17 protein-coding genes are annotated in these 20,904 nt (G+C 68.9%); 6 read left to right on the plus strand and 11 right to left on the minus strand.

Going from position 1 to position 20,904, the window contains the following annotated elements:
* Positions 1 to 21: 21 nt before the first annotated feature.
* The 4 genes from IE206_RS15935 to IE206_RS15950 all read right to left on the minus strand — a co-directional run bounded on the left by IE206_RS15935 (position 22) and on the right by IE206_RS15950 (position 3,856).
* Complete coding sequence (locus tag IE206_RS15935; protein WP_189962801.1) at positions 22 to 2,127, minus strand: peptidoglycan binding domain-containing protein; 2,106 nt, start codon at positions 2,125 to 2,127, stop codon at positions 22 to 24.
* Between the two features lie 168 nt (positions 2,128 to 2,295).
* Complete coding sequence (locus IE206_RS15940; protein WP_189962802.1) at positions 2,296 to 2,685, minus strand: DUF6113 family protein; 390 nt, start codon at positions 2,683 to 2,685, stop codon at positions 2,296 to 2,298.
* A 14-nt stretch (positions 2,686 to 2,699) separates the two neighbouring features.
* Positions 2,700 to 3,587, minus strand: coding sequence for an N-acetyl-1-D-myo-inositol-2-amino-2-deoxy-alpha-D-glucopyranoside deacetylase (gene mshB, locus IE206_RS15945; protein ID WP_189962803.1), 888 nt, complete (start codon positions 3,585 to 3,587; stop codon positions 2,700 to 2,702).
* Between the two features lie 74 nt (positions 3,588 to 3,661).
* Complete coding sequence (locus tag IE206_RS15950) at positions 3,662 to 3,856, minus strand: DUF2304 family protein (RefSeq protein WP_053729969.1); 195 nt, start codon at positions 3,854 to 3,856, stop codon at positions 3,662 to 3,664.
* A gap of 191 nt (positions 3,857 to 4,047) precedes the next feature.
* Between IE206_RS15950 and IE206_RS15955 the strand changes: the two genes are divergently transcribed.
* The 6 genes from IE206_RS15955 (at position 4,048) to IE206_RS15980 (ending at position 12,711) form a co-directional block, all read left to right on the plus strand.
* Complete coding sequence (locus IE206_RS15955) at positions 4,048 to 6,213, plus strand: S9 family peptidase (RefSeq protein ID WP_189962804.1); 2,166 nt, start codon at positions 4,048 to 4,050, stop codon at positions 6,211 to 6,213.
* A gap of 354 nt (positions 6,214 to 6,567) precedes the next feature.
* The gene (locus tag IE206_RS15960; RefSeq protein WP_189962805.1) at positions 6,568 to 7,605 is read left to right on the plus strand and encodes an ABC transporter permease; all 1,038 of its coding nucleotides are present in this window, start codon (positions 6,568 to 6,570) and stop codon (positions 7,603 to 7,605) included.
* Between the two features lie 28 nt (positions 7,606 to 7,633).
* Complete coding sequence (locus tag IE206_RS15965) at positions 7,634 to 9,415, plus strand: ABC transporter substrate-binding protein (RefSeq protein ID WP_189962806.1); 1,782 nt, start codon at positions 7,634 to 7,636, stop codon at positions 9,413 to 9,415.
* A 70-nt stretch (positions 9,416 to 9,485) separates the two neighbouring features.
* Positions 9,486 to 10,463: an ABC transporter permease gene (locus IE206_RS15970; protein WP_189962807.1), complete on the plus strand. Its 978-nt coding sequence runs from the start codon at positions 9,486 to 9,488 to the stop codon at positions 10,461 to 10,463.
* 28 nt (positions 10,464 to 10,491) lie between these two features.
* Positions 10,492 to 11,559, plus strand: coding sequence for an ABC transporter ATP-binding protein (locus IE206_RS15975; protein ID WP_189962808.1), 1,068 nt, complete (start codon positions 10,492 to 10,494; stop codon positions 11,557 to 11,559).
* Between the two features lie 21 nt (positions 11,560 to 11,580).
* Positions 11,581 to 12,711 carry an ABC transporter ATP-binding protein gene (locus IE206_RS15980; protein ID WP_189962809.1) on the plus strand — a complete coding sequence of 377 codons (1,131 nt, stop codon included), beginning with the start codon at positions 11,581 to 11,583 and terminating at the stop codon, positions 12,709 to 12,711.
* Positions 12,712 to 12,879: 168 nt separating this feature from the next.
* On the opposite strand, the gene IE206_RS15985 is transcribed toward IE206_RS15980, so the two are convergent.
* The 7 genes from IE206_RS15985 to IE206_RS16015 form a co-directional block, all read right to left on the minus strand.
* Positions 12,880 to 13,917, minus strand: a complete 1,038-nt coding sequence (locus IE206_RS15985) for an ABC transporter ATP-binding protein (RefSeq protein WP_189962810.1) — start codon at positions 13,915 to 13,917, stop codon at positions 12,880 to 12,882.
* The gene (locus tag IE206_RS15990; protein ID WP_189962811.1) at positions 13,910 to 14,884 is read right to left on the minus strand and encodes an ABC transporter ATP-binding protein; all 975 of its coding nucleotides are present in this window, start codon (positions 14,882 to 14,884) and stop codon (positions 13,910 to 13,912) included. Before IE206_RS15990 ends, IE206_RS15985 begins: the two co-directional genes overlap by 8 nt.
* A gap of 11 nt (positions 14,885 to 14,895) precedes the next feature.
* On the minus strand, positions 14,896 to 15,897 hold the full coding sequence (locus IE206_RS15995; protein ID WP_189962812.1) for an ABC transporter permease: 1,002 nt from the start codon (positions 15,895 to 15,897) through the stop codon (positions 14,896 to 14,898).
* Positions 15,890 to 16,813, minus strand: coding sequence for an ABC transporter permease (locus tag IE206_RS16000; RefSeq protein ID WP_189962813.1), 924 nt, complete (start codon positions 16,811 to 16,813; stop codon positions 15,890 to 15,892). Before IE206_RS16000 ends, IE206_RS15995 begins: the two co-directional genes overlap by 8 nt.
* Before the next feature lie 83 nt (positions 16,814 to 16,896).
* The gene (locus IE206_RS16005) at positions 16,897 to 18,525 is read right to left on the minus strand and encodes a peptide ABC transporter substrate-binding protein (protein ID WP_189962814.1); all 1,629 of its coding nucleotides are present in this window, start codon (positions 18,523 to 18,525) and stop codon (positions 16,897 to 16,899) included.
* 171 nt (positions 18,526 to 18,696) lie between these two features.
* On the minus strand, positions 18,697 to 19,845 hold the full coding sequence (locus IE206_RS16010; RefSeq protein ID WP_189962815.1) for an ABC transporter ATP-binding protein: 1,149 nt from the start codon (positions 19,843 to 19,845) through the stop codon (positions 18,697 to 18,699).
* Positions 19,838 to 20,896 carry an ABC transporter ATP-binding protein gene (locus IE206_RS16015; RefSeq protein ID WP_189962816.1) on the minus strand — a complete coding sequence of 353 codons (1,059 nt, stop codon included), beginning with the start codon at positions 20,894 to 20,896 and terminating at the stop codon, positions 19,838 to 19,840. Before IE206_RS16015 ends, IE206_RS16010 begins: the two co-directional genes overlap by 8 nt.
* Between the last annotated feature and the right edge of the window lie 8 nt (positions 20,897 to 20,904).

Here is a 20,904-nt window from a genome sequence, read left to right on the forward strand (position 1 = left end):
CCGGCCGCACCCTCGGAGCGGCTAGCTGGGGTTGAGATCGATCGTGGCGGTCCGCTCGGCGGCGGTCTTTCCGAGGAGTGCGGTCTTCATCGCGTTGGCCACGTCGTCCGCGGACACCTCGTGCTTCTGGCCGCCCTGGTTGACCATGATCCCCTTGAACGTGGAGCCGATGAGCTCGGTGATCGCGGCCTTGTCGTAGACCTCCACCAGCTTCCCCCCGTTCGCCTTCATCGAGAGGATCTTGGGGAGCGACTTCGAGGGGCCGAAGGGCAGCGACTTGGTGCCCGCCTTGATCGTGACGATCCCGGACATCGCGGGCTGCGCGAAGTCCTTCATCGCCCGGTCGATCTCGGTCTGGCTGATGGTGGGCTGGCGGACCGCGACCGGCAGCGACACCGGGTCGGACTTGCCGGTCTGCACCATCGTCCGGTACGCGTCCTTCACCGAGATCATCGAGCGGTTCACGTCGAGCGCCTTGCCCGCCTTGCCCGGCACGGCGACGGCCTTGCCCGGCACGAACTTGATCGTGCCCTCGGTCGACGAGCCCGACGTCCCGGCGAGGTCGGTCAGGGCGACGCCGAGCTTCTCCTCGTCGACCGGGATCACCGGTTCGGCCACCCGTTTGCCGCCGAAGAGCGAGCCGATCACGGACACCGGGTTGTAGTCGGCGCCCGCCGCGGCCCGCACGGTCGCCTGGCTGTCCAGCGAGAGCCCCGCGATCTCGGGCTTGAGCTGCGTCTGCTTGCCGTCGACCGTGAGGTTCAGCGGCTGGATGGCGCGCTTGCCGAGGGTCTGGTCGAGCTTGGAGACGGCCGCCTCCTTGGTGCCGCCGCCGATGTCGACGCCGAGCACCGTGGTGCCCTTGGGGACCTCGGAGTGGTTCAGGACGAGACCGGCGCCGTACGCCACGCCGAGCAGGGCGACCAGGCCGCCACCGAGCAGGGCCAGCTTGGAGCGGCCCTTCTTGGCGGGCGCGGGCGCCGCAGGCTTGGTGGTGCGCTGCGGCGGGGCCGGGGGCTCGGCCTCGTCGAAGTCGGCGGCCGGGGGCGGCGTGAGCTTCGGGCCGCCGGGGCCGGGCGGGAAGGAGCTGCCCCGGTGCTCCGGCGGGACGACCGGGATGCCGCTGGTCAGAGTGTCGCCGGAGACATGGCCGCCGGGGGCGGGCGCCGCCGGGTTGACGGCCGGGCTCGCGAGCGGGTTGCCCACGGTGTGTGTGAGCGGGCTCGGCGCCGGGGCCTGCGGGGTGAGGATCGCCGTGTCGTCGGACAGCACGGGGGCGGGGCTCTGGCCGCCGGGCGCGAAGGGGTGACTGCCGCCCGCGCCGGGACCCTGGGCCGGGTTCCGGCCGAAGTCCTGGCCGGGCCGTACGCCGTCGCCACCGGGGCGAAGACCGTCACCGAACCCGGTGTCGGGGCCCGGGCCTTCACCGAGGCCTCGGCCCAACTCGGGCCGCGGGCCCGGGAGCTGACCGGCGTCCACGCCGAAGGCCGAGCCCTCGGGAGGCCGGGAGCCCGGCGCGGCGCCCTGGCCCGTGCCCGTGCGGCCGGCGACGGGCCGCACCGGCAGCGCGGCGTTCCCGGTGACGGGCCCCGTGGTCGGTCCTGACGGCTGGCCCGGGCGCGCCCCGGCCGGGCCGTCGAGGCGGCCGGATCCGTCGGCGCCCGGCGACCCGGTGCCCGAACCGTCGGAGAAGTACGGAAGGTCGGCCCTCGGGGTGCCGCCCGGCGGGGTCGGCGGAGAGGAGGGCGCCGTCGGGGACTTGCGCGGGGCGAACCAGTTGCTGGTGGGCCGCTCTTCGGCGGCCGGTTCCTCGGCGTCCGGCTCGGGCGTCACGGGCCTGGGCACCGAACCGGTGCGCTCGCTCACGCCTTCCGCGTCCGCCGGCTTGGCGGCGTCGCTCATCGGCGTACGCACCACGACCGGCGGGATGGGCCGCGAGCCCGGGATGTTGATCCGGATCCGCGTCGTCAGCGTGGTCTCGGTCTTCGGCTCGTCCGGCTCGGCAGCGGCTTCAGGAGCGCCCTGGCCCGCGGACGACGGGGTTCCGTACGGCGGGGTGCCCGAGGGGTACCCGGCTGTGCCGCGCCCCTGGGGGCCGGAGGACGGACTGTCAGTTTCACGACTCAAGGCTGGTTCTCTCCCGATTGGCTCCGCCACCCGGTCTCGTTCTTGTGGTGCCTCTGTACGGGCGGCTCGGCGGCGCGCACCACCATACTGGCCGCCGTCGTTGCAAACGGGGCGGCCCGGAGAAGGCGCGCCCCCTCCCCTTCTACTGCGTCGTCGCGACTGCGCACGTCACTTGCCAAGTCGGGCGGCCGGACCGCCGGGTTGCGCGAATCCACCGATCGTGGCGCAGATCACAGCTGCAACCATCCCGCCGAGCAGGAAGACGTACGACCCTGCTCCGGCGCCGAACACGAAGTCGCCCTCGGGGCGCGAGGCGGTCAGCAGGACGACGGCGACCAGCCAGCCGGCCGCGGGCGCCCCCACGCCGCCCCGGCTGCCCATGAGTTGCGTACCGGACCAGAAGAGCCCGACGGCTCCGGCGAGGGACAGCACGAGGCCGCCCGGGAACCAGGCCGTCTGCACGAGCGCCCCGGCCACGCCGACGAGCGCGCCGAGCACGACGAGCAGCAGGTACAGCGCGATGCGCGCGGCGCCGCCGCCCGTCCTTGTGTCATCCATGGCGGTACGTTTACTCACTTGCCCACACCTTCAAACAGGTCGTGTTCGCGCTGCCCGGCCGGAACTCCCGGCACGCCCGCCGCCAATTGGTAGTACTCGGTGGTGAAGATCGGCTGGCCCAGGTCGTTGGAGAGTGCGAAGTAGGGCCCCTGGACGGCGATCTGCGTCTCGTGGGCGCGCATCGCGGCAGCTTTGGCAGCGGCGAACGCGGTGCCGTCGATCTCGGCCGTGATGTCCGGCTCGTCCACGACACCCGGTACGTCGTCGATGGCGGCGATGCCGGGGAAGTCCGTGTTCGCGGTGCGCAGCTCGGCGAAGGCGGCCTCGGCGACCGGGCGGGGCACCCGGTTCCAGTAGATCTTCGCGACGGAGTGCGGATCGCCCAGGTCGCGGCGGTACCCGGACTCGGCGGCGAGTTCGGCCGCGCGCATGGCGACCCGGTGCGCCTGGATGTGGTCGGGGTGCCCGTAGCCGCCGTCTGGGTCGTAGGTGACGAGGACCTGCGGGCGCACGGAGCGGATCACCTCTACGAGGTACGCGGCCGCCTCGTCCACGTCGGTGTTCCAGAACGCGTCGGCGCGGTGGTTCTGCTCGACGCCCATCATTCCGGAGTCGTGGAAGCGGCCCGGGCCGCCGAGGAAACGGTGGTCGGTGACGCCCAGTTCCTTCATCGCGGCGGCGAGTTCGCCGATCCGGTGGGCGCCGAGGCCGCCCTCCCGGTCGGGCGCGAGATGGGCGAGCTCCGGCGGGATGACCTCGCCCTCCTCGCCGAGCGTGCAGGTCACCAGAGCGACGTGCGCGCCTTCGGCGGCGTACTTGGCCATGGTGGCGCCGTTGTTGATCGACTCGTCGTCCGGGTGCGCATGCACCAGGAGAAGACGGCGGGCGGGGAGTTCCGACATGGGCCCAGCCTACGAGGCCGGGGCCGGGCGGCGCCCACCCGCCGCCGGGCTTCAGGACAGGCTGCGGGCGCTCGCTAGAACTTGATCCCCCCGATCATCCCCGCCACGTTGCTGGTCACTTGGCTGATGGTGGGGGCGATGGACGAACTCGCCAGATAGAAGCCGAGCAGCATGCAGACCGCCGCGTGTCCGGCCTTGAGCCCGGATTTCCGGACCAGCAGGAAGACGACGATCGCCAGCAGCACCACCGCCGAAATCGAGAGTGCCACGGCGGTTCACCTCCATCTGTTCCGGTGGTCGGACGGACCCAGCAATGCGCATACAGCCAGCAGGTTCATACCCACCGAGCGCTACGGATCATAACTTTCCGTGGGAACGCATTGATCGGGGCACGGGCGCACATGGGGCGCACGCGGCTCGCACCTGGGCGGGCCGCACCGGGGGCGACTAGGTTCCCCTCATGACGACCACCGCATCCAGGCACCCAGAGGACCCCGGGCAGCTCTCGTTCCCCCGGCACTCAGCACGGACCCAGCGCTTCACGCTCGGTGCGCCCCGCGCCTTCACCGTGTCGCCGGACGGCGAGCGGATCGTCTTCCTGCGCTCGCCGTCCGGCACCGAACGCAGCAACCGGCTCTGGGTACTCGACCTGGTGCGCGGTGGTACGGAGCGGATCGCGGCGGACCCCGGCACGCTGCTCGGCGGCCGGGGCGAGCAGCTCTCGGCGCAGGAGCGGGCGCGGCGCGAGCGCAGCAGGGAGGGTTCGGCCGGAATCGTCGCGTATGCCACTGACGCGGCCGTCGAACTCGCCGCCTTCGCGCTGTCCGGACGCCTTTTCACCGCCGAACTGCGCGCCGGCACCGCCCGCGAACTGCCGGTGCCGGGCCCGGTGCTCGACCCCCGCCCCTCCCCCGACGGTCGCCATGTGGCCTATGTGGCGCGGGGTGCGCTGCGGGTCGTGGGGGCCGAGGGCGAGGGCGACCGGGCGCTCGCCGAGCCCGAGTCACCCGAAGTGACGTACGGGCTTGCGGAGTTCATCGCCGCGGAGGAGATGTCCCGTTCGCGCGGCCACTGGTGGAGCCCCGGCTCGGACCGGCTCCTGGTCGCCCGCGCGGACGACTCGCCGGTGCGGCGCTGGTGGATCGCGGACCCGGCCAACCCCGGCCAGGAGCCCGTGCAGGTCGCCTATCCGGCGGCCGGCACGCCCAACGCCGAGGTGCGGCTCTTCCTGTACGCGCTGGACGGCACCCGTACCGAGGTCGTCTGGGACCGGGTCCGCCACCCCTATCTCGCCCGGGTCCACTGGTCCTCGGACGGGGCGCCGCTGCTGCTCGTCCAGTCCCGGGACCAGCGCACCCAGCTCCACCTCGCCGTCGACCCCGCGTCGGGCGCCACGCGCACCGTGCACGTCGACGAGGACGCGGACTGGCTCGAACTCCTGCCGGGCGTCCCGGCGTGGGCTCCCGACGGCCGGCTGGTCCGGATCGCCGACGAGGGCGGGGCGCGCGTCCTGGCCGTCGGCGACCGGGCCCTGACCGGCGCACAGTTGCACGTCAGGGCGGTGCTCGACATCGGCGAGAGCGATGTCCTGATCTCTGCGTCCGCGGGTGCGAAGGCCCGCTCGGCGGCGGCCGGTGCTCCCGAGACCGGCGAGATCCACGTGTACCGGGTCAATGAGCTGGGTACGGAACGCGTCTCGGACGGCGCGGGAGTCCACTCGGCCGTGCGTTCAGGGGCGATCACGGTGCTCAGCTCCGCCCGGCCCGACCGGCCCGGGGCGGATGTCAGGGTGCTGCGGGACGGCAAGGAACTGGCCAAGATCGTCTCGTATGCCGCGACTCCCGGCCTCTCGGTGCGGCTCCGGCTGACCGAAGGGGGCGCACAGCGGATCCCGTGCGCCGTTCTGCTCCCGTCCCACTACCGCGAATCCGACGGGCCGCTGCCCGTACTCATGGATCCGTACGGCGGACCGCACGGACAGCGGGTGGTGGCCGCGCACAACGCGCACCTCGCCTCGCAGTGGTTGGCCGACCAGGGCTTCGCGGTGGTCGTCGCCGACGGCCGCGGCACCCCCGGCCGCTCCCCGGCCTGGGAGAAGGCGGTCAAGAACGACTTCACCCTCGCCCTGGACGACCAGATCGAGGCGCTGCACGGCCTGGCGGGCACCTACCCCCTGGACCTCGGCCGGGTGGCGATGCGGGGCTGGTCCTTCGGCGGCTATCTGTCCGCGCTCGCCGTGCTGCGGCGGCCCGATGTCTTCCACGCGGGCATCGCCGGGGCGCCGGTGACGGACCTGGAGCTGTACGACACCCACTACACCGAGCGGTACCTGGGGCTCCCGTCCGAGAACCCCGAGGTGTACGACTCCAACTCCCTGGTCAGGAACGGCGAGTTGACCAGTCGCCCGGACCCGGCCCGCCCGCTGATGGTCATCCACGGCATGGCGGACGACAACGTGGTGGTGGCCCACTCCCTGCGGCTGTCCTCCGCGCTCCTGGCGGCGGGCCACCCCCATGAGGTGCTCCCGCTCACGGGCGTGACGCACATGACCCCGCAGGAGCAGGTCGCCGAGAACCTGCTGCTGCTCCAAGTCGACTTCCTGCGCCGCTCGTTGGGGCTTCAGTAGACCCGAGCAGCACGAGTGACGGCCGGCCGGGCCACGGAAAGCCGCCCGGCCGGCCACGGCACCCGCACGGCCGTACGGTGCTCACCGTGCCATGTCCGTATATCGGCGCCGCGACCGGCATGTTGCCCCCGCGTTACGGAAATTGATGGGCATTTAGCAGGAGATTCCGGATAAGCCGGGAGCCTGTCAAGCACGCATCCGCACCGAAGAATGAAATCTTGCACCAAGTAAAGCGATGAGTTCACCTCGGCCTGTACCAACCTCTTGACTCGCACCGCCGCACCCATGAATGTTCCGGTCAACAAATGACGCAACAGCGCCGCTGAATCCTTCCTGCGCGGAGGGCAATGCGAAATGTCGAGTTCCACAAGAGCTGCCATGGAGCCATCCGATCCACTTCCCGGAGAAGGTGAGGCCCCCGGCCCGGCCGACGGTATCGAACCGAAGACGGGCGAACTTGTCGGACGCTCACCCGGGCGTCTCGCATGGATCCGGTTCAAACGCGACAAGGCCGGAATCCTGTGTGCCTTTACGGTCCTCGGATTCATCCTGGTCGCCGTGGCCGCTCCACTCATCTCCAAGCTGTACGGAAAAGATCCCTACCAGCTGTACGGGCAGGACCGCGGGATGCTGAACAGCTACGGCATTCCGCTCAAGCCCAACGGCGGGATCGACGGCGACTTCTGGTTCGGCCTCGAACCGAAGCTCGGCCGCGACGTGTTCACGCTTTTGATCTACGGAATCCGCACCTCGCTGCTCATCGCCCTCGCGGTCACCACGATCGCGGTGGTCATCGGCGTCCTCATCGGCCTGGTGCAGGGGTATCTGGGGGGCAGGACCGACTACTTCCTCGGCCGGTTCTCGGACCTCATGCTGTCCTTCCCGCAGCAGCTGTTCTTCATCGCCTTCACCCCGGTGATCGTGGCCCTGTTCGTCTCGCCCACCGAGGAGGAGCCCGCCTATGTGCGGGTGGTGGCGCTGATCCTGGTGCAGCTGGTCCTCGGCTGGATGACGATCGGCCGGCTCATCCGGGCCCAGGTGCTCTCGCTGCGCGAGCGCGAGTTCATCGAGGCGGCGCGGCTCAGCGGCGCATCGGGATGGCGGATCATCCGCAAGGAACTGCTGCCCAACATCTGGTCGACCGTGCTCGTGCAGGCGACCCTGCTGCTCCCGGTCAACGTCACCGCCGAGGCGGGGCTCTCCTACCTCGGCGTCGGGGTCCACAGCCCGACTCCCGACTGGGGCCTGCTCTTCCAGTCCGGGGCCACGTACTACGACTCCGATCTCACCTTCATGTTCTTCCCCGGCATCGCGATGGTCGTCTTCGTCGTCGCGTTCAACCTGCTCGGGGATTCGGTCCGGGACGCTCTCGACCCCAAGACCGTGCGCTGAAGCCGATCATCCTGACAGGCAGGAACTCATGAGAATAGACAAGGCGCGCCAGGTTTCCGCGGTGTTCGCGGTGGGGGCACTGGCGCTGACGGCCGCGTGCAGCAGCGGCGGGGCGAGCGACGACGGCAAGAGCCCGGGCACGGGCAAGCAGGCCGAGGTGCAGAACTTCGGCGTGGGCACCAAGACCGACTCCACCGGACCGGCCGTCGCGGTCGACGGCGCGAAGAGCGGCGGCACGGCGTACAGCCTCGACCAGGCGGGCTTCGACTACCTCGACCCGGGCCAGCAGTACGTGAGCGACCAGCTCTCGGTGCAGCTGCTCTACAACCGCTCGCTGACCGGCTACAAGATCGACCCGAAGACCGGCAAGACGGTCGTCGTCGGCGACCTCGCCACCGACACCGGTACGCCTTCCGACGGGTCGAAGACCTGGACGTACACCCTCAAGGACGGGGTGAAGTTCGAGGACGGCACGCCGGTCACCAGCAAGGACATCAAGTACGGCATCGAGCGGCTCTTCGCCGACTACGAGACGCAGGGACCGCAGTACGTCCAGAAGTGGATCTACGGCACCGACTACCGCAAGAAGTACGCCGGTCCCTACGACGGCAAGGAGATCCCGGACGCGCTGATCTCGACGCCCGACGACAAGACGATCGTCTTCCACTTCCTCCAGCCGCACGCGGACACCCCGTACGCGATGGCCATGCCCAACATCTCGCCGGTCCCCAAGGCCAAGGACGACAAGCAGAAGTACAACAACCACCCGGTCTCCACAGGGCCGTACAAGATCGCGAGCTATCAGCCGGGCAAGTCGCTGTCCTTCGTGCGCAACACCAACTGGGACCCGAAGACCGACCCGATCCGCAACGCCTACCCCGACAAGTGGGAGTTCCAGCTCGGCATCCAGGAGCCGGGGCTCACCAACCGGCTCGCCGCGGACACGGGCACCGACAAGTACGCCATCAACATGGCGCAGTCGGCGGATCCCTCGAAGATGCAGACGCTGACCTCGGACCCGCAGTACAAGAGCCGGACGGTGAACGAGTACCAGCCCTACGTCGAGGTGTTCAACCTCAACACCAAGCGGATCACCAACCCGAAGGTGCGCCAGGCGCTCCAGTACGCCTTCCCGCTGCAGCAGGTCCAGCAGGCCATGGGCGGCGGCGCGCAGGGCGACCTCGGCACCTCGCTGCTCAGCCCGACGGTGTCCGGGTACAAGAAGTTCGACCCGTTCGGCAAGCTCGCCAAGCCCATGGGCGACCCCGACAAGTCCCTCCAGCTCCTGAAGGACGCCGGCGTCACCACCCCGTACAAGATCTCGCTGGCCTACGCGAACACCCCGAAGTGGGACACCGTCACGCTGACCATCCAGAAGGCCCTGGAGAAGGCCGGCTTCCAGGTCGACCGCAAGGCGATCGACACGACCTCGTACTACACGGTGGTCGGCAAGGTGAACACGCCGTACGACATGTACCGCGCGAGCTGGGGCGCCGACTGGCCCAACGGCTCGACGGTCGTGCCGCCCACCATGGACGGCCGCAACCTCGTGGACGGCACCAACAACTACTCGTTCCTGAACGACCCGAAGGTCAACTCCGAGATCGACCGCATCAACCAGATCACGGACCTGCCCAAGCAGGCGGCCGCCTGGGAGCAGCTCTCCGAGTACACGCTCCAGACCGACGCGTCGCAGATTCCGTTCCTCTTCGACAAGTACTTCAACCTGTACGGTTCCGGCCTCGGCGGCGTCACCTACAACCAGGTCTACGGGACGATCAACCCGAACTCGATCTTCGTGAAGCAGTAGCACGTGCGGCTCGGTTTCCCCGGCCCCGAGGCGGGCCGGGGAAACCGCATAGCGACGGAAGAGTCAGCCGATGTTCCGTTTCCTGGTGCGCCGCGTGCTCGGTGCCATGGTCATTCTGGTTCTGATCAGCATGATCACGTATTTCCTCTTCTTCTTCCTGCCGTCCGACCCCGCGCTGCTCTCCTGCGGAAAGCAGTGTGATCCGCAGAATGTCGCCCTGATCCGCAAGAACCTCGGGCTCAACCTGCCGATCTGGACGCAGTACTGGCATTACATGGTCGGCATATTCGCCGGCCGTCATATGCCGATCGGCGATTGCCCGGCGCCCTGCTTCGGCTATTCCTTCGCCAATCAGCAGCCGGTCTGGGGCACGATCGCCGACAGCTATCCGACGACGCTGACCCTCGCGGTCGGCGGCGCCGCCGTCTTCCTCACCATCGGCGTCTCGCTCGGCCTGATCTCGGCCTGGCGCCAGGGCACGGTCTTCGACCGGGTCGCCAGCGCCACCTCGCTGCTCGGGCAGTCGGTGCAGATCTACTTCATCGGACCGCTCGCCATCCTGTTCTTCTCCACCAAACTGGGCTGGCTCGACCGGGGCCACGACGTGGACTGGGCGCACGACGTCTGGGGGTCGGTCACCGGGATGATCCTGCCCTGCCTGGTCCTCTCGGTGATCTTCTGGTCCAACTACAGCCGCCAGACGCGCTCGTTGATGGTCGAGCAGCTCTCCGAGGACCACATCAGGGCGGCCCGCGCGAAGGGCATGTCGTCCCGCTACGTCTTCCTTCGGTACGCGCTGCGCGGCGCGATGGCCACCATCATCACGATCTTCGGCGTGGACCTGAGCGCGGTGCTCGGCGGCGCGATCATCACCGAGGTCACCTTCGGCCTGCACGGCCTCGGGCTGCTCTCGGTGGAGGCGGTGCTCCGCAGCGACCTGCCCCTGGAGATGGCCGTCATGCTCATCGGCGCCTCGCTCATCGTCGTCTGCAACATCGTCGTGGACCTGGCGTACGCCTTCATCGACCCCCGGATCAGGCTCGCCTGACGCCCGCAGACCTTCAGGAGAACCACCTGTGTCCACCCTGAGCCAGACCGCCGCCGAGCCGGTCTCCGCGCCGGCGCGCTCGTTCCTCTCGGTCCGCGACCTGTACGTCCATTTCGCCACCGAGGACGGCACCGTCAAGGCCGTCGACGGCCTCTCCTTCGATCTGGAACGCGGCTCCACGCTGGGCATCGTCGGCGAGTCGGGCTCCGGCAAGTCGGTGACCAACCTCGCGATCCTGGGGCTTCACAACCCGCGCAACACCACGATCCAGGGCGAGATCCTGCTCGACGGCCAGGAGCTGACCGGCGCCACCGAGCGGCAGCTGAACCGGCTGCGCGGCAAGAAGATGGCGATGATCTTCCAGGACTCGCTGGCCGCGCTCTCGCCGTTCTACACGGTGGGCCGGCAGATCGCCGAGCCCCTCATGAAGCACACCGGCGCCTCCCGCCGCGAGGCGCGGGCGCGGGCGGTGGACATGCTGCGCAAGGTCGGCATCCCCCAGCCCGAGCTGCGCGTCGACGACTATCCCCACCAGTTCTCCGGAGGCATGCGCCAGCGCGCCATGATCGCGATGGCGCTGGTCTGCGACCCGGAGCTGGTGATCGCGGACGAGCCCACGACCGCGCTCGACGTGACCGTCCAGGCCCAGATCCTCGATCTCCTGAAAGACCTCCAGCAGGAGACCGGCGCGGCGATCATCATCATCACCCACGACCTCGGGGTGATCGCCAAGACCGCCGACCAGGTGATGGTGATGTACGCCGGCCGGTGCGTGGAGCGCGGCACCGTCAAGGAGGTCATGCACCGGCCCCAGCACCCCTACAGCTGGGGGCTGCTCGGCTCCGTACCGCGCCTGGACTCCTCGGTGGAGACCCCGCTGATGCCGATCCCCGGCGCCCCGCCGAGCCTGCTCTCGCCGCCGCCGGGATGCCCGTTCCACCCCCGGTGCGCCTTCACCGGGGAGGTGGCGAGCGGGGCCTGCAACACCGTCAGGCCCGATCTGCCGGAGGAGCAGCGCCGAGGGTCCGCCTGTCACCTGACGGGCAATCAGAAAGAGGAAATCTTCAGCACCCAGATCCGTCCGAGGCTGCGCTGACAAGGAATGCGGGACATCGCCATGAGTGAGAAAGCCACCATCCTCGCCAAGCAGCGGGACGGCGCGCCCGGGTCCGGTGGCGCGGGCCCGTTGCTCGAAGTGGCCGGGCTCGTCAAGTACTTCCCCATCAACATGGGGTTCCTCTTCAAGCGGCACGTCGGCGATGTGCGCGCCGTGGACGGGATCGACTTCAGCATCGGGCGGGGCGAGACCCTCGGCCTGGTCGGCGAGTCCGGCTGCGGCAAGTCGACCACCGGCCGCCTGGTCACCCGGCTCCTGGAGCCCACCGCCGGAAAGGTCGTCTACGCCGGGCAGGACATCACCCACGCCTCCCGCCGGGACATCGCCCCGATCAGGTCCGAGATCCAGATGATCTTCCAGGACCCGTACGCCTCGCTCAACCCGCGCCAGACGGTCGGCGACATCATCGCCAACCCGATGCTGGTCAACGCCATCAAGCCGCCCGGCGGTGTGGAGCGGCGGGTGCGCGAGCTCCTGGAGACCGTCGGCCTGAACCCGGAGCACTACAACCGCTTCCCGCACGAGTTCTCCGGAGGTCAGCGTCAACGTATCGGCGTGGCACGGGCGTTGGGGATGGAGCCCAAGCTGATCGTGGCCGACGAGCCGGTCTCGGCGCTCGACGTGTCGATCCAGGCGCAGGTGGTCAACCTGCTCCAGAACCTCCAGCGGGAGCTGGACATCGCGTTCCTGTTCATCGCGCACGACCTGGCGATCGTGCGGCACTTCTCGCAGCGGGTCGCGGTGATGTACCTGGGCCGGATCGTCGAGGTCGGCGACCGCGAGTCGATCTACCGGCGTCCGCGCCACCCGTACACCCACGCCCTGCTCTCGGCGGTGCCGGAGGCCGTGGTCGACGAGGAGGGCGAGGGCCGCGAGCGCATCCGCCTCGCCGGGGACGTGCCCTCGCCGGTCGACCCGCCGTCCGGCTGCCGGTTCCGTACGCGCTGCTGGAAGGCCCAGGAACGCTGCGCCACCCAGACGCCCCCGCTGGTACGCATCGAGGGCAACCGGGAGGGGCATCTGACGGCCTGCCACTTCCCGGAGGAGCCGACGATCACGGCCCGGGACGAGGACGTGGTCCTCGACCCCGCGCTCGCCGCGATCGAGGAGGCGACGGATACGGCCCGTTGACCCGAGCCTGAGCCTCCGCTCGGAGTCGAGGCCCCGTCCGCACACCCCAGCCACCACCGCGGGCGCGGGCCTCGGCGTTCAGCTGCTTGAGGCGACGGCGAAGCCGAGCACTCCGGGGGCGCGGGACTGTGACATCGTGCGGCTCCGCCGCGTGGGCGCAAAAGGCCCCTACCCGCTACCAGCGTCCGGCACCACCCGCTTCTCCTCCGCGAAGTGGCAGGCCGAGGGGTGGTGGGCCGGGCCCGAGGCAAGCCGGAACTCGGCCGGCACCTCAAGCAGCGGCACCTCCAAAGCGCACCGCTCCCGCGCCTTCCAGCAGCGCGTACGGAAGGGGCAGCCCGACGGCGGGTTCGCGGGCGAGGGCACGTCCCCGGTCAGGATGATGCGCTCGCGGTGCTCGCGCGCGTCCGGGTCGGGCACCGGCACCGCGGAGAGCAGCGCCTGGGTGTAGGGGTGGGTGGGGTGGTCGTAGATCTCCTCGTCGCGGCCGATCTCGACGATCCGGCCGAGGTACATCACCCCGACCCGGTCGGAGATGTGCCGCACGATGGACAGGTCGTGCGCGATGAAGACGTACGAGAGGGAGAACTCGTTCTGGAGGCGGTCCAGGAGGTTGACGACCTGCGCCTGCACGGAGACGTCGAGCGCGGAGACCGGCTCGTCCGCGACGATGATCTCGGGTTGGAGCGCCAACCCCCGTGCGATGCCGATGCGTTGGCGCTGGCCACCGCTGAACTGGTGCGGGTACCGGTTGATGTACTCCGGGTTGAGCCCGACCACGTCCAGCAGGTCCTGGACCTTCTGGCGGCGGTTGCCCTTCGGGGCCACCTCGGGGTGGATCTCGTACGGCTCCCCGATGATGTCGCCGACCGTCATGCGCGGGTTGAGGGAGGTGTACGGGTCCTGGAACACCATCTGGATGTTGCGGCGGACGGCCTTCAAAGCCCGCCCGGACATCTGCGTGATGTCCTCGCCCTTGTACTTGATCTGCCCGGCGGTGGGGCGTTCCAGGTTGACCAGCATCTTGGCGACCGTCGACTTGCCGCAACCGGACTCGCCTACGATGCCGAGCGTCTCGCCGGGCGCGAGGTCGAAGGAGACCCCGTCGACCGCCTTGACCGCGCCGACCTGCTTCTTGAAGAGAATGCCCTGGGTCAGCGGATAGTGCTTGACCAGGTCTCTGACCTCCAGAATGGCCTCAGCCATCGAGGGTCTCCTTCCAGAAGAAGCACGCGCTCTGCCGGCGGGCGGCCACGTCGAACAGCGGCGGCACGTCGGTCCGGCAGACGTCCTGGGCCATCGGGCAGCGCGGGTTGAAGGCGCAGCCCGGCGGGATGTGCATCAGGTTCGGCGGAAGGCCCTTGATCGCGTACAGCTCCTGGCCCTTCTGGTCCAGGCGCGGGATCGATTCGAGCAGCCCCTTGGTGTACGGATGCGCGGGCTTCTTGTAGATCTCGTGCACCGGGGCCTGCTCGACGATGCGGCCCGCGTACATCACCGCGATCTTGTCCGCGACATCGGCGACGACACCCAGGTCGTGGGTGATCAGGATGAGCCCCATGTTCAACTCGCGCTGCAACTCGGCGAGCAGGTCCATGACCTGCGCCTGGACGGTGACGTCGAGGGCGGTGGTGGGCTCGTCCGCGATGATCAGCGACGGTTCGAGCGCCATCGCCATCGCGATCATGATGCGCTGGCGCATGCCGCCGGAGAACTGGTGGGGGTACTGGCCGACCCGCTCCTTCGCGGCGGGGATGCGCACCCGGTCCATCAGCTCGACGGCCTTGGCCTTGCCGTCCTTCCTGGACATGCCGCGGTGGACGGTGAACATCTCCGACAGCTGGTCGCCCACGCTGAGCACCGGGTTCAGGGAGGACAGCGCGTCCTGGAAGATCATGGCCATCTCGGAGCCGCGGATCTTGCGCCGCTCGTCCTCCTTGAGCCCCAGGAGGTCCTTGCCCTGGAAGAGGATCTCGCCGCCGGCGATGCGTCCGGGCGGCATGTCGAGGATGCCCATGACGGCCTGCGCGGTGACGGACTTGCCGGAGCCGGACTCGCCGAGCACGGCGAGCGTCTCGCCCGCGTCCACCGAGTAGTTGACCCCGTTGACGGCCTTGGCGACCCCGTCCCGCGTCTTGAACTCCACGTGGAGATCCCGCACTTCGAGCAGCATGGTCCCTCTCCTCACCGCAGCTTGGGGTCGAGGGCGTCGCGCACCGCGTCGCCGAGCATGATGAACGCGAGCACCGTGATCGCAAGCGCCCCGGCCGGCCAGAGCAGCATGTGCGGGGCGTTGCGGATGTACTGGGAGGCGGCCGAGATGTCGATGCCCCAGGAGACGGTGGGCGGCTTGAGGCCGACACCGAGGTAGGACAGCGTCGCTTCGAGCGCGATGTACGTACCGAGTGCGATGGTCGCCACGACGATGACCGGGGCGACCGCGTTGGGCGCGATGTGGCGGAGCAGCATGCGGGAGTTGGAGGCGCCGAGCGCGCGGGCCGCCTGGACGTAGTCGTTCTGTTTGGCGGTGATGACGGAGCCGCGGGCGATGCGGGCGATCTGCGGCCAGCCGAGCAGGATCATGAAGCCGATGACCGGCCAGACGGTGGCGGAGGTGACCACCGACAGGAAGACCAGGCCGCCGAGGACCACGGGGATGCCGAAGAAGATGTCGGTGACGCGGGAGAGCAGCGCGTCCCAGCCGCCGCCGAAGAACCCGGCGAGCCCGCCGACGAACGATCCGAACAGGGCCACGCCGACGGTGGTGCACACGCCGACGGTGACCGAGGTGCGGGCGCCGTAGACGGTCCGCGTGTAGACGTCGCAGCCCTGCCCGTTGTAGCCGAAGGGGTGTCCCGGCTGGGAGCCCTCCTGCGCCTTGGCGAGGTCGCACTGGAGCGGGTTGCCGTCGGCGATCAGCGAGGGCCACAGCGAGATGACGACCAGGAAGAGGATGACCAGGCCCGAGATGATGAAGACGGGGTTGCGCCGCAGGTCGCGCCAGGCGTCCGACCAGAGCGAGCGGGGCTTCTCGGACGGCCCGGTGCCGAGCGGGCCCCCGGGGGCCCGTCCGCCGGAGGCGGCTGATGGCTGCTGCTCCAGCGTCGTCGCCTCGCTCGTCGCGAGGTCCATCGCCCCGCCGGCCCCCGTCCCGGCGATCGCTCCGTCGTCGTAGGGCTCAGGCATAGCGGATCCTCGGGTCGAGTACGGCGTACAGAAGGTCGACGATGAGGTTGGCGACCAGGAAGACCAGCACGAGCACGGTCACGAAGCCGACCACGGTCTGGGTGCTCTGGCGCAGGATGCCCTGGTAGAGCTGGTAGCCGACGCCGTGGATGTTGAAGATCCGCTCGGTGACGATCGCGCCGCCCATCAGCGCGCCGACGTCCGTGCCGATGAAGGTGACGACGGGGATCAGCGAGTTGCGCAGCAGGTGCTTGGTGATCACCCGGCGCCTGGGCAGGCCCTTGGCGACGGCGGTGCGGACGTAGTCGGCGCGCGAGTTCTCGGCGATCGAGGTCCGGGTGAGCCGGGTGACGTACGCCAGCGACACGGACGCCAGCACGAGCCCTGGGATGAGGAGTTCGTTGAACGGGGCCTCCGGTGAGACCGTGGGTCTGATGACCCCCCATTCGACGCCGAGCAGCAGTTGGAGCAGCAGGCCCGTGACGAACACGGGGATGGCGATGACGATGAGGGTCAGCATCAGGACGACGGTGTCGACGGGCCGGCCGCGCCGCAGCCCCGTGACCACACCGAGGCTGATGCCGATGACGATCTCGAAGAGGATCGCCACGATGGTCAGCCGGATGGTGACGGGGAAGGCGGCCGACATCAGCTCGGTGACCTTTTGCCCGTTGAACGCGGTCCCGAAGTCGCCGGTGAACACGTTCCCCATGTACGTCAGGTATTGCTGCCACACCGGCTTGTCGAGGCCGAACTCCTTCTTGAGCTGGGCGGCGGTGGCGGGGTCGCAGGCCTTGTCGCCGCACAGGCCCGCGATGGGGTCCCCCATCACGTTCACCATCAGGAAGATCAGCAGCGTGGCCCCGAAGAAGACCGGGATCATCTGGAGCAGACGCCGGATCACATACCGTCCCATGAGGCCCTCCGGGGGTCGTCGGAACTCTCAACGGGCCTGGCCCGGCGCCGGGTTGAGCGCGCCGGGCCGTGTGCCCTGCGGCGTCAGCTCACCTTGATCTGGTCGTAGACCGGGACGCTGAAGGGGTTCAGCGAGACGTTGGAGATCCGGGTCGAGTAGCCCGCGCTGCCGTTCTGGTACCAGAGCGGGATGGCGCCCATCTGGTCCCTGAGCACCCCTTCGGCCTGCTGGAAGTCGGCGACCGCCTTCGCCTTGTCGGTGTCGGCGTTGGCCTGGTCGACCAGCTTGTCGAACTCGGCGTTGGACCACTTGCCGTCGTTGGAGGAGGCGCCGGTGTAGTACAGCGGCTGGAGGAAGTTCTGGATCAACGGGTAGTCCATCTGCCAGCCCGCCCGGAAGGGGCCGGACATCTTGGACTGGGTGATCTGACTGCGGAAGTCCGCGAAGGTGCCGACCGGCCCGCCGACGCACGCCTTGTCGTTGCCGAGCGCGTTGTTGATGCTGTTGCAGACCGCGTCGACCCATTCCTTGTGCGAGCCGGTGTCCGCGTTGTACGAGATCTTCAGCTGCCCGCCGGGAAAGCCCCCGCCCTCGGTGATGAGCTTCTTGGCCTCGGTGGGGTTGTAGGTGCAGGAGTCCCCGCACAGCCCGGCCTTGTAGCCGCCGGCCTCGCCGAGCACCGGTGAGGTCCAGTCGGTGGCGGGGGTGCGGGTCTTCTGGAAGATGGTGTCGGTGATCTGCTGGCGGTTGATCGCCATGGAGATGCCCTTGCGGACCTTGACCGCGTCCGGGGTGTTCCAGGCGGCGTCGTAGTACGGGAAGGCGAGGGTCTGGATGATGCCGGCCGGGGTGTTGATGTAGCGGTCGCCGAGGTCGGCCTTCACGTTCTTGAGCTGGGAGGCGGGCACGTCGTCGACGAGGTCGAGGTTGCCGGCCGTCAGATCGGTGTAGGCGGTGTTGTTGTCGGTGTAGACCTTGAGGTCGATGCCGCCGTTCTGCGCCTTGTCCGCGCCCATGTACCCGGCCCACTTGCGCATCGCCAGCTTGGAGCCCTTGGTGTACGAGTCCACCGTGTACGGACCGTTGCCGACGGGCTTGGACAGCCAGGCCGCGTGGTTGTCGAAGAAGGCCCTGGGCAGCGGCGCGAACGCGGGATAGCCGAGGGTGTCGGGCCAGGTCGAGAACTTCTGGTTGAGCTTGACCGTGAAGGTCTTGTCGTCGACGACCTTGAGGCCGGACATGGTGTCGGCGGCCGGGGCCCCGCTCTTGGGGTGGATCTGGTCGTAGCCGTCGATGTAGGAGAACATCGACGCGTTCTTCTGGTTGTTCTTCAGGTTGGCGCCGTAGTTCCAGGCGTCCACGAAGGACTTGGCGGTGACCTTCTCTCCGTTGGAGAACGTCCAGCCGTCCTTGAGCGTGACCTTGAAGTTCTCCGAGTCCGAGGTCTCGATGCTCTGGGCGAGCATGTCCTTGGCCTCGCCGGTCTTCGGGTCGTATCGCTTGAGGCCGCGCATCAGCATGTCGAGGACCTTGCCGCCCTGGACCTCGTTGGTGTTGGCCGGCTCCAGCGGGTTCTGCGGGTCGCCCCAGGAGGAGCTGACGATCCCCTCGGCGCCACCACCGCCGCCGCTCCCTCCGCCGCCGCAGGCCGTGGCCGCGAGGGCGACGGCCACCGCACCTGCGGCCCACTTGGCGTGCGTGGCTCGGCGCATGGAGTCCTCCTAGAGTGTCCCACTTGGGTCCCAAGTCTCACTTGGCCCCAAATATCACCCTAGGAACGGACAGAGTGCACATCCATCGCACCCATTCGGGTGTACCGGCGGAGAAAAGGATGGACCCACGATTCCGATAAGGAACGGTGGGTCCACCCGTGTGTGCAGATGTCAGGCTGCGCCGACGACGTCCTTCTCTTCGGCGAAGTGGCACGCCGACTCGTGCGCCACCGGGCTGTCCAGACCCTGGAAGCGCTCCGGGATCGCGAGCAGCGGGACCTCGGTCGAGCAGCGGTCCTGCACCTTCCAGCAGCGGGTGCGGAAGCGGCATCCCGACGGCGGGTTGGCCGGGGACGGGATGTCACCACTCAGGATGATGCGCTCGCGGTGCTCGCGCGCCTCCGGGTCCGGCACCGGCACGGCGGAGAGCAGCGCCTGGGTGTACGGGTGCGTCGGGTGCTCGTAGATCTGCTCGTCCGTGCCGATCTCGGCCATCTTGCCGAGGTACATGACTCCGACCCGGTCCGAGATGTGGCGGACGATCGACAGGTCGTGCGCGATGAAGATGTAGGAGAGGTTGAACTCACCCTGCAGCTTGTCCATCAGGTTGATGACCTGCGCCTGGACGGAGACGTCCAGGGCGGAGACCGGCTCGTCGCAGATGATGATCTCGGGGTTGAGCGCGAGGCCGCGGGCGATGCCTATGCGCTGGCGCTGACCGCCGGAGAACTGGTGCGGGTACCGGTTGATGTACTCCGGGTTGAGACCCACCACATCCAGGAGCTCCTGGACCTTGCGCCGCCGGTCGCCCTTCGGGGCCACCTCGGGGTGGATGTCGAAGGGCTCGCCGATGATGTCGCCGACCGTCATGCGCGGGTTCAGCGAGGTGTACGGGTCCTGGAACACCATCTGGATGTTGCGGCGCACGGCCTTCAGGGCGCGCCCGGACAGCTTGGTGATGTCCTGGCCCTTGTAGAAGACCTCGCCGGCGGTCGCCTTCTCCAGCGTCATCAGGAGCTTGGCGACGGTGGACTTGCCACAGCCGGACTCGCCGACGATGCCCAGGGTCTCGCCCTGGTACAGGTCGAAGGAGATCCCGTCGACGGCCTTCACCGCGCCGACCTGCTTCTTGACGAGGATGCCGCTGGTCAGCGGAAAGTGCTTGACCAGGTTGCGCACCTGAAGGATCGGCTCGCCGCGGTCGACCCGGGTGTCCAGGATCGCTTCGACCTCCGAGGTGGTCGAGGCGTCCTGCTGCACGATCTCGGTGACGTTCGGGGTCGCGTCCACGGTCTCGTCCGACTTCTTGGGCTCAGCCATGGATGGTCTCCTTCCAGAAGTGGCAGGCGCTGCCGCGGCCGACCAGCTCGGTGCCGTCCTGCTCGGCCACCGGGTGCAGCACCGGAACGTCGGTGCTGCAGATGTCCTGCGCCATGGTGCAACGGGGATTGAACGCACAACCCGTGGGCACCTTGAGGAGGTTAGGCGGCAGCCCCTTGATCGCGAAGAGCTCCTGGCCCTTCTGGTCAAGGCGCGGGATCGAGGCGAGCAGTCCCTTGGTGTACGGGTGCGCGGGGCGCTTGTAGATCTCGTGCACCGGGGCCTGCTCGACGATGCGGCCCGCGTACATCACCGCGATCTTGTCCGCGACGTCGGCGACCACACCCAGGTCGTGGGTGATCAGGATCAGACCCATGTTGTACTCGCGCTGCAACTCCGCGAGCAGGTCCATGACCTGGGCCTGGACGGTCACGTCGAGCGCGGTGGTCGGCTCGTCCGCGATGATCAGGTCCGGCTCCAGGGCGAGCGCCATCGCGATCATGATGCGCTGGCGCATACCGCCGGAGAACTGGTGCGGGTAGTCGTTGACCCGGGCCGCGGCGGCCGGGATCTTGACCTTGTCCATCAGCTCGATGGACCTGGCCTTGGCGTCCTTCTTGGACAGGCCCTGGTGCACCCGGAACATCTCGCCCAGCTGGTAGCCGACGCTGAGCACGGGGTTCAGGGAGGACAGCGCGTCCTGGAAGATCATCGCGATCTTCCGGCCGCGGACCTTGCGGCGCTCCTCGGCGGACATCTTCAGCATGTCCTCGCCGCGGAAGAAGATCTCGCCCTGCGGGATCTTGCCGGGCGGCATGTCCAGGATGCCCATGATCGCCTGAGCGGTCACGGACTTGCCGGAACCGGACTCGCCGAGCACAGCGAGGGTCTCGCCGGCGTTCACCGAGTAGTTGACGCCGTTGACCGCCTTGGCCACACCGTCGCGGGTGTGGAACTCCACGTGCAGGTCGCGGACTTCGAGCAGGGGGCCCTGGTGCTCCCCGTCGCCGCGGGGCGCCGGGATGGTCTTGGTGGTGTCGATGATGCTCACGTCGTATG

The organism is Streptomyces violascens (assembly GCF_014649955.1).
Classification (GTDB): domain Bacteria; phylum Actinomycetota; class Actinomycetes; order Streptomycetales; family Streptomycetaceae; genus Streptomyces; species Streptomyces violascens.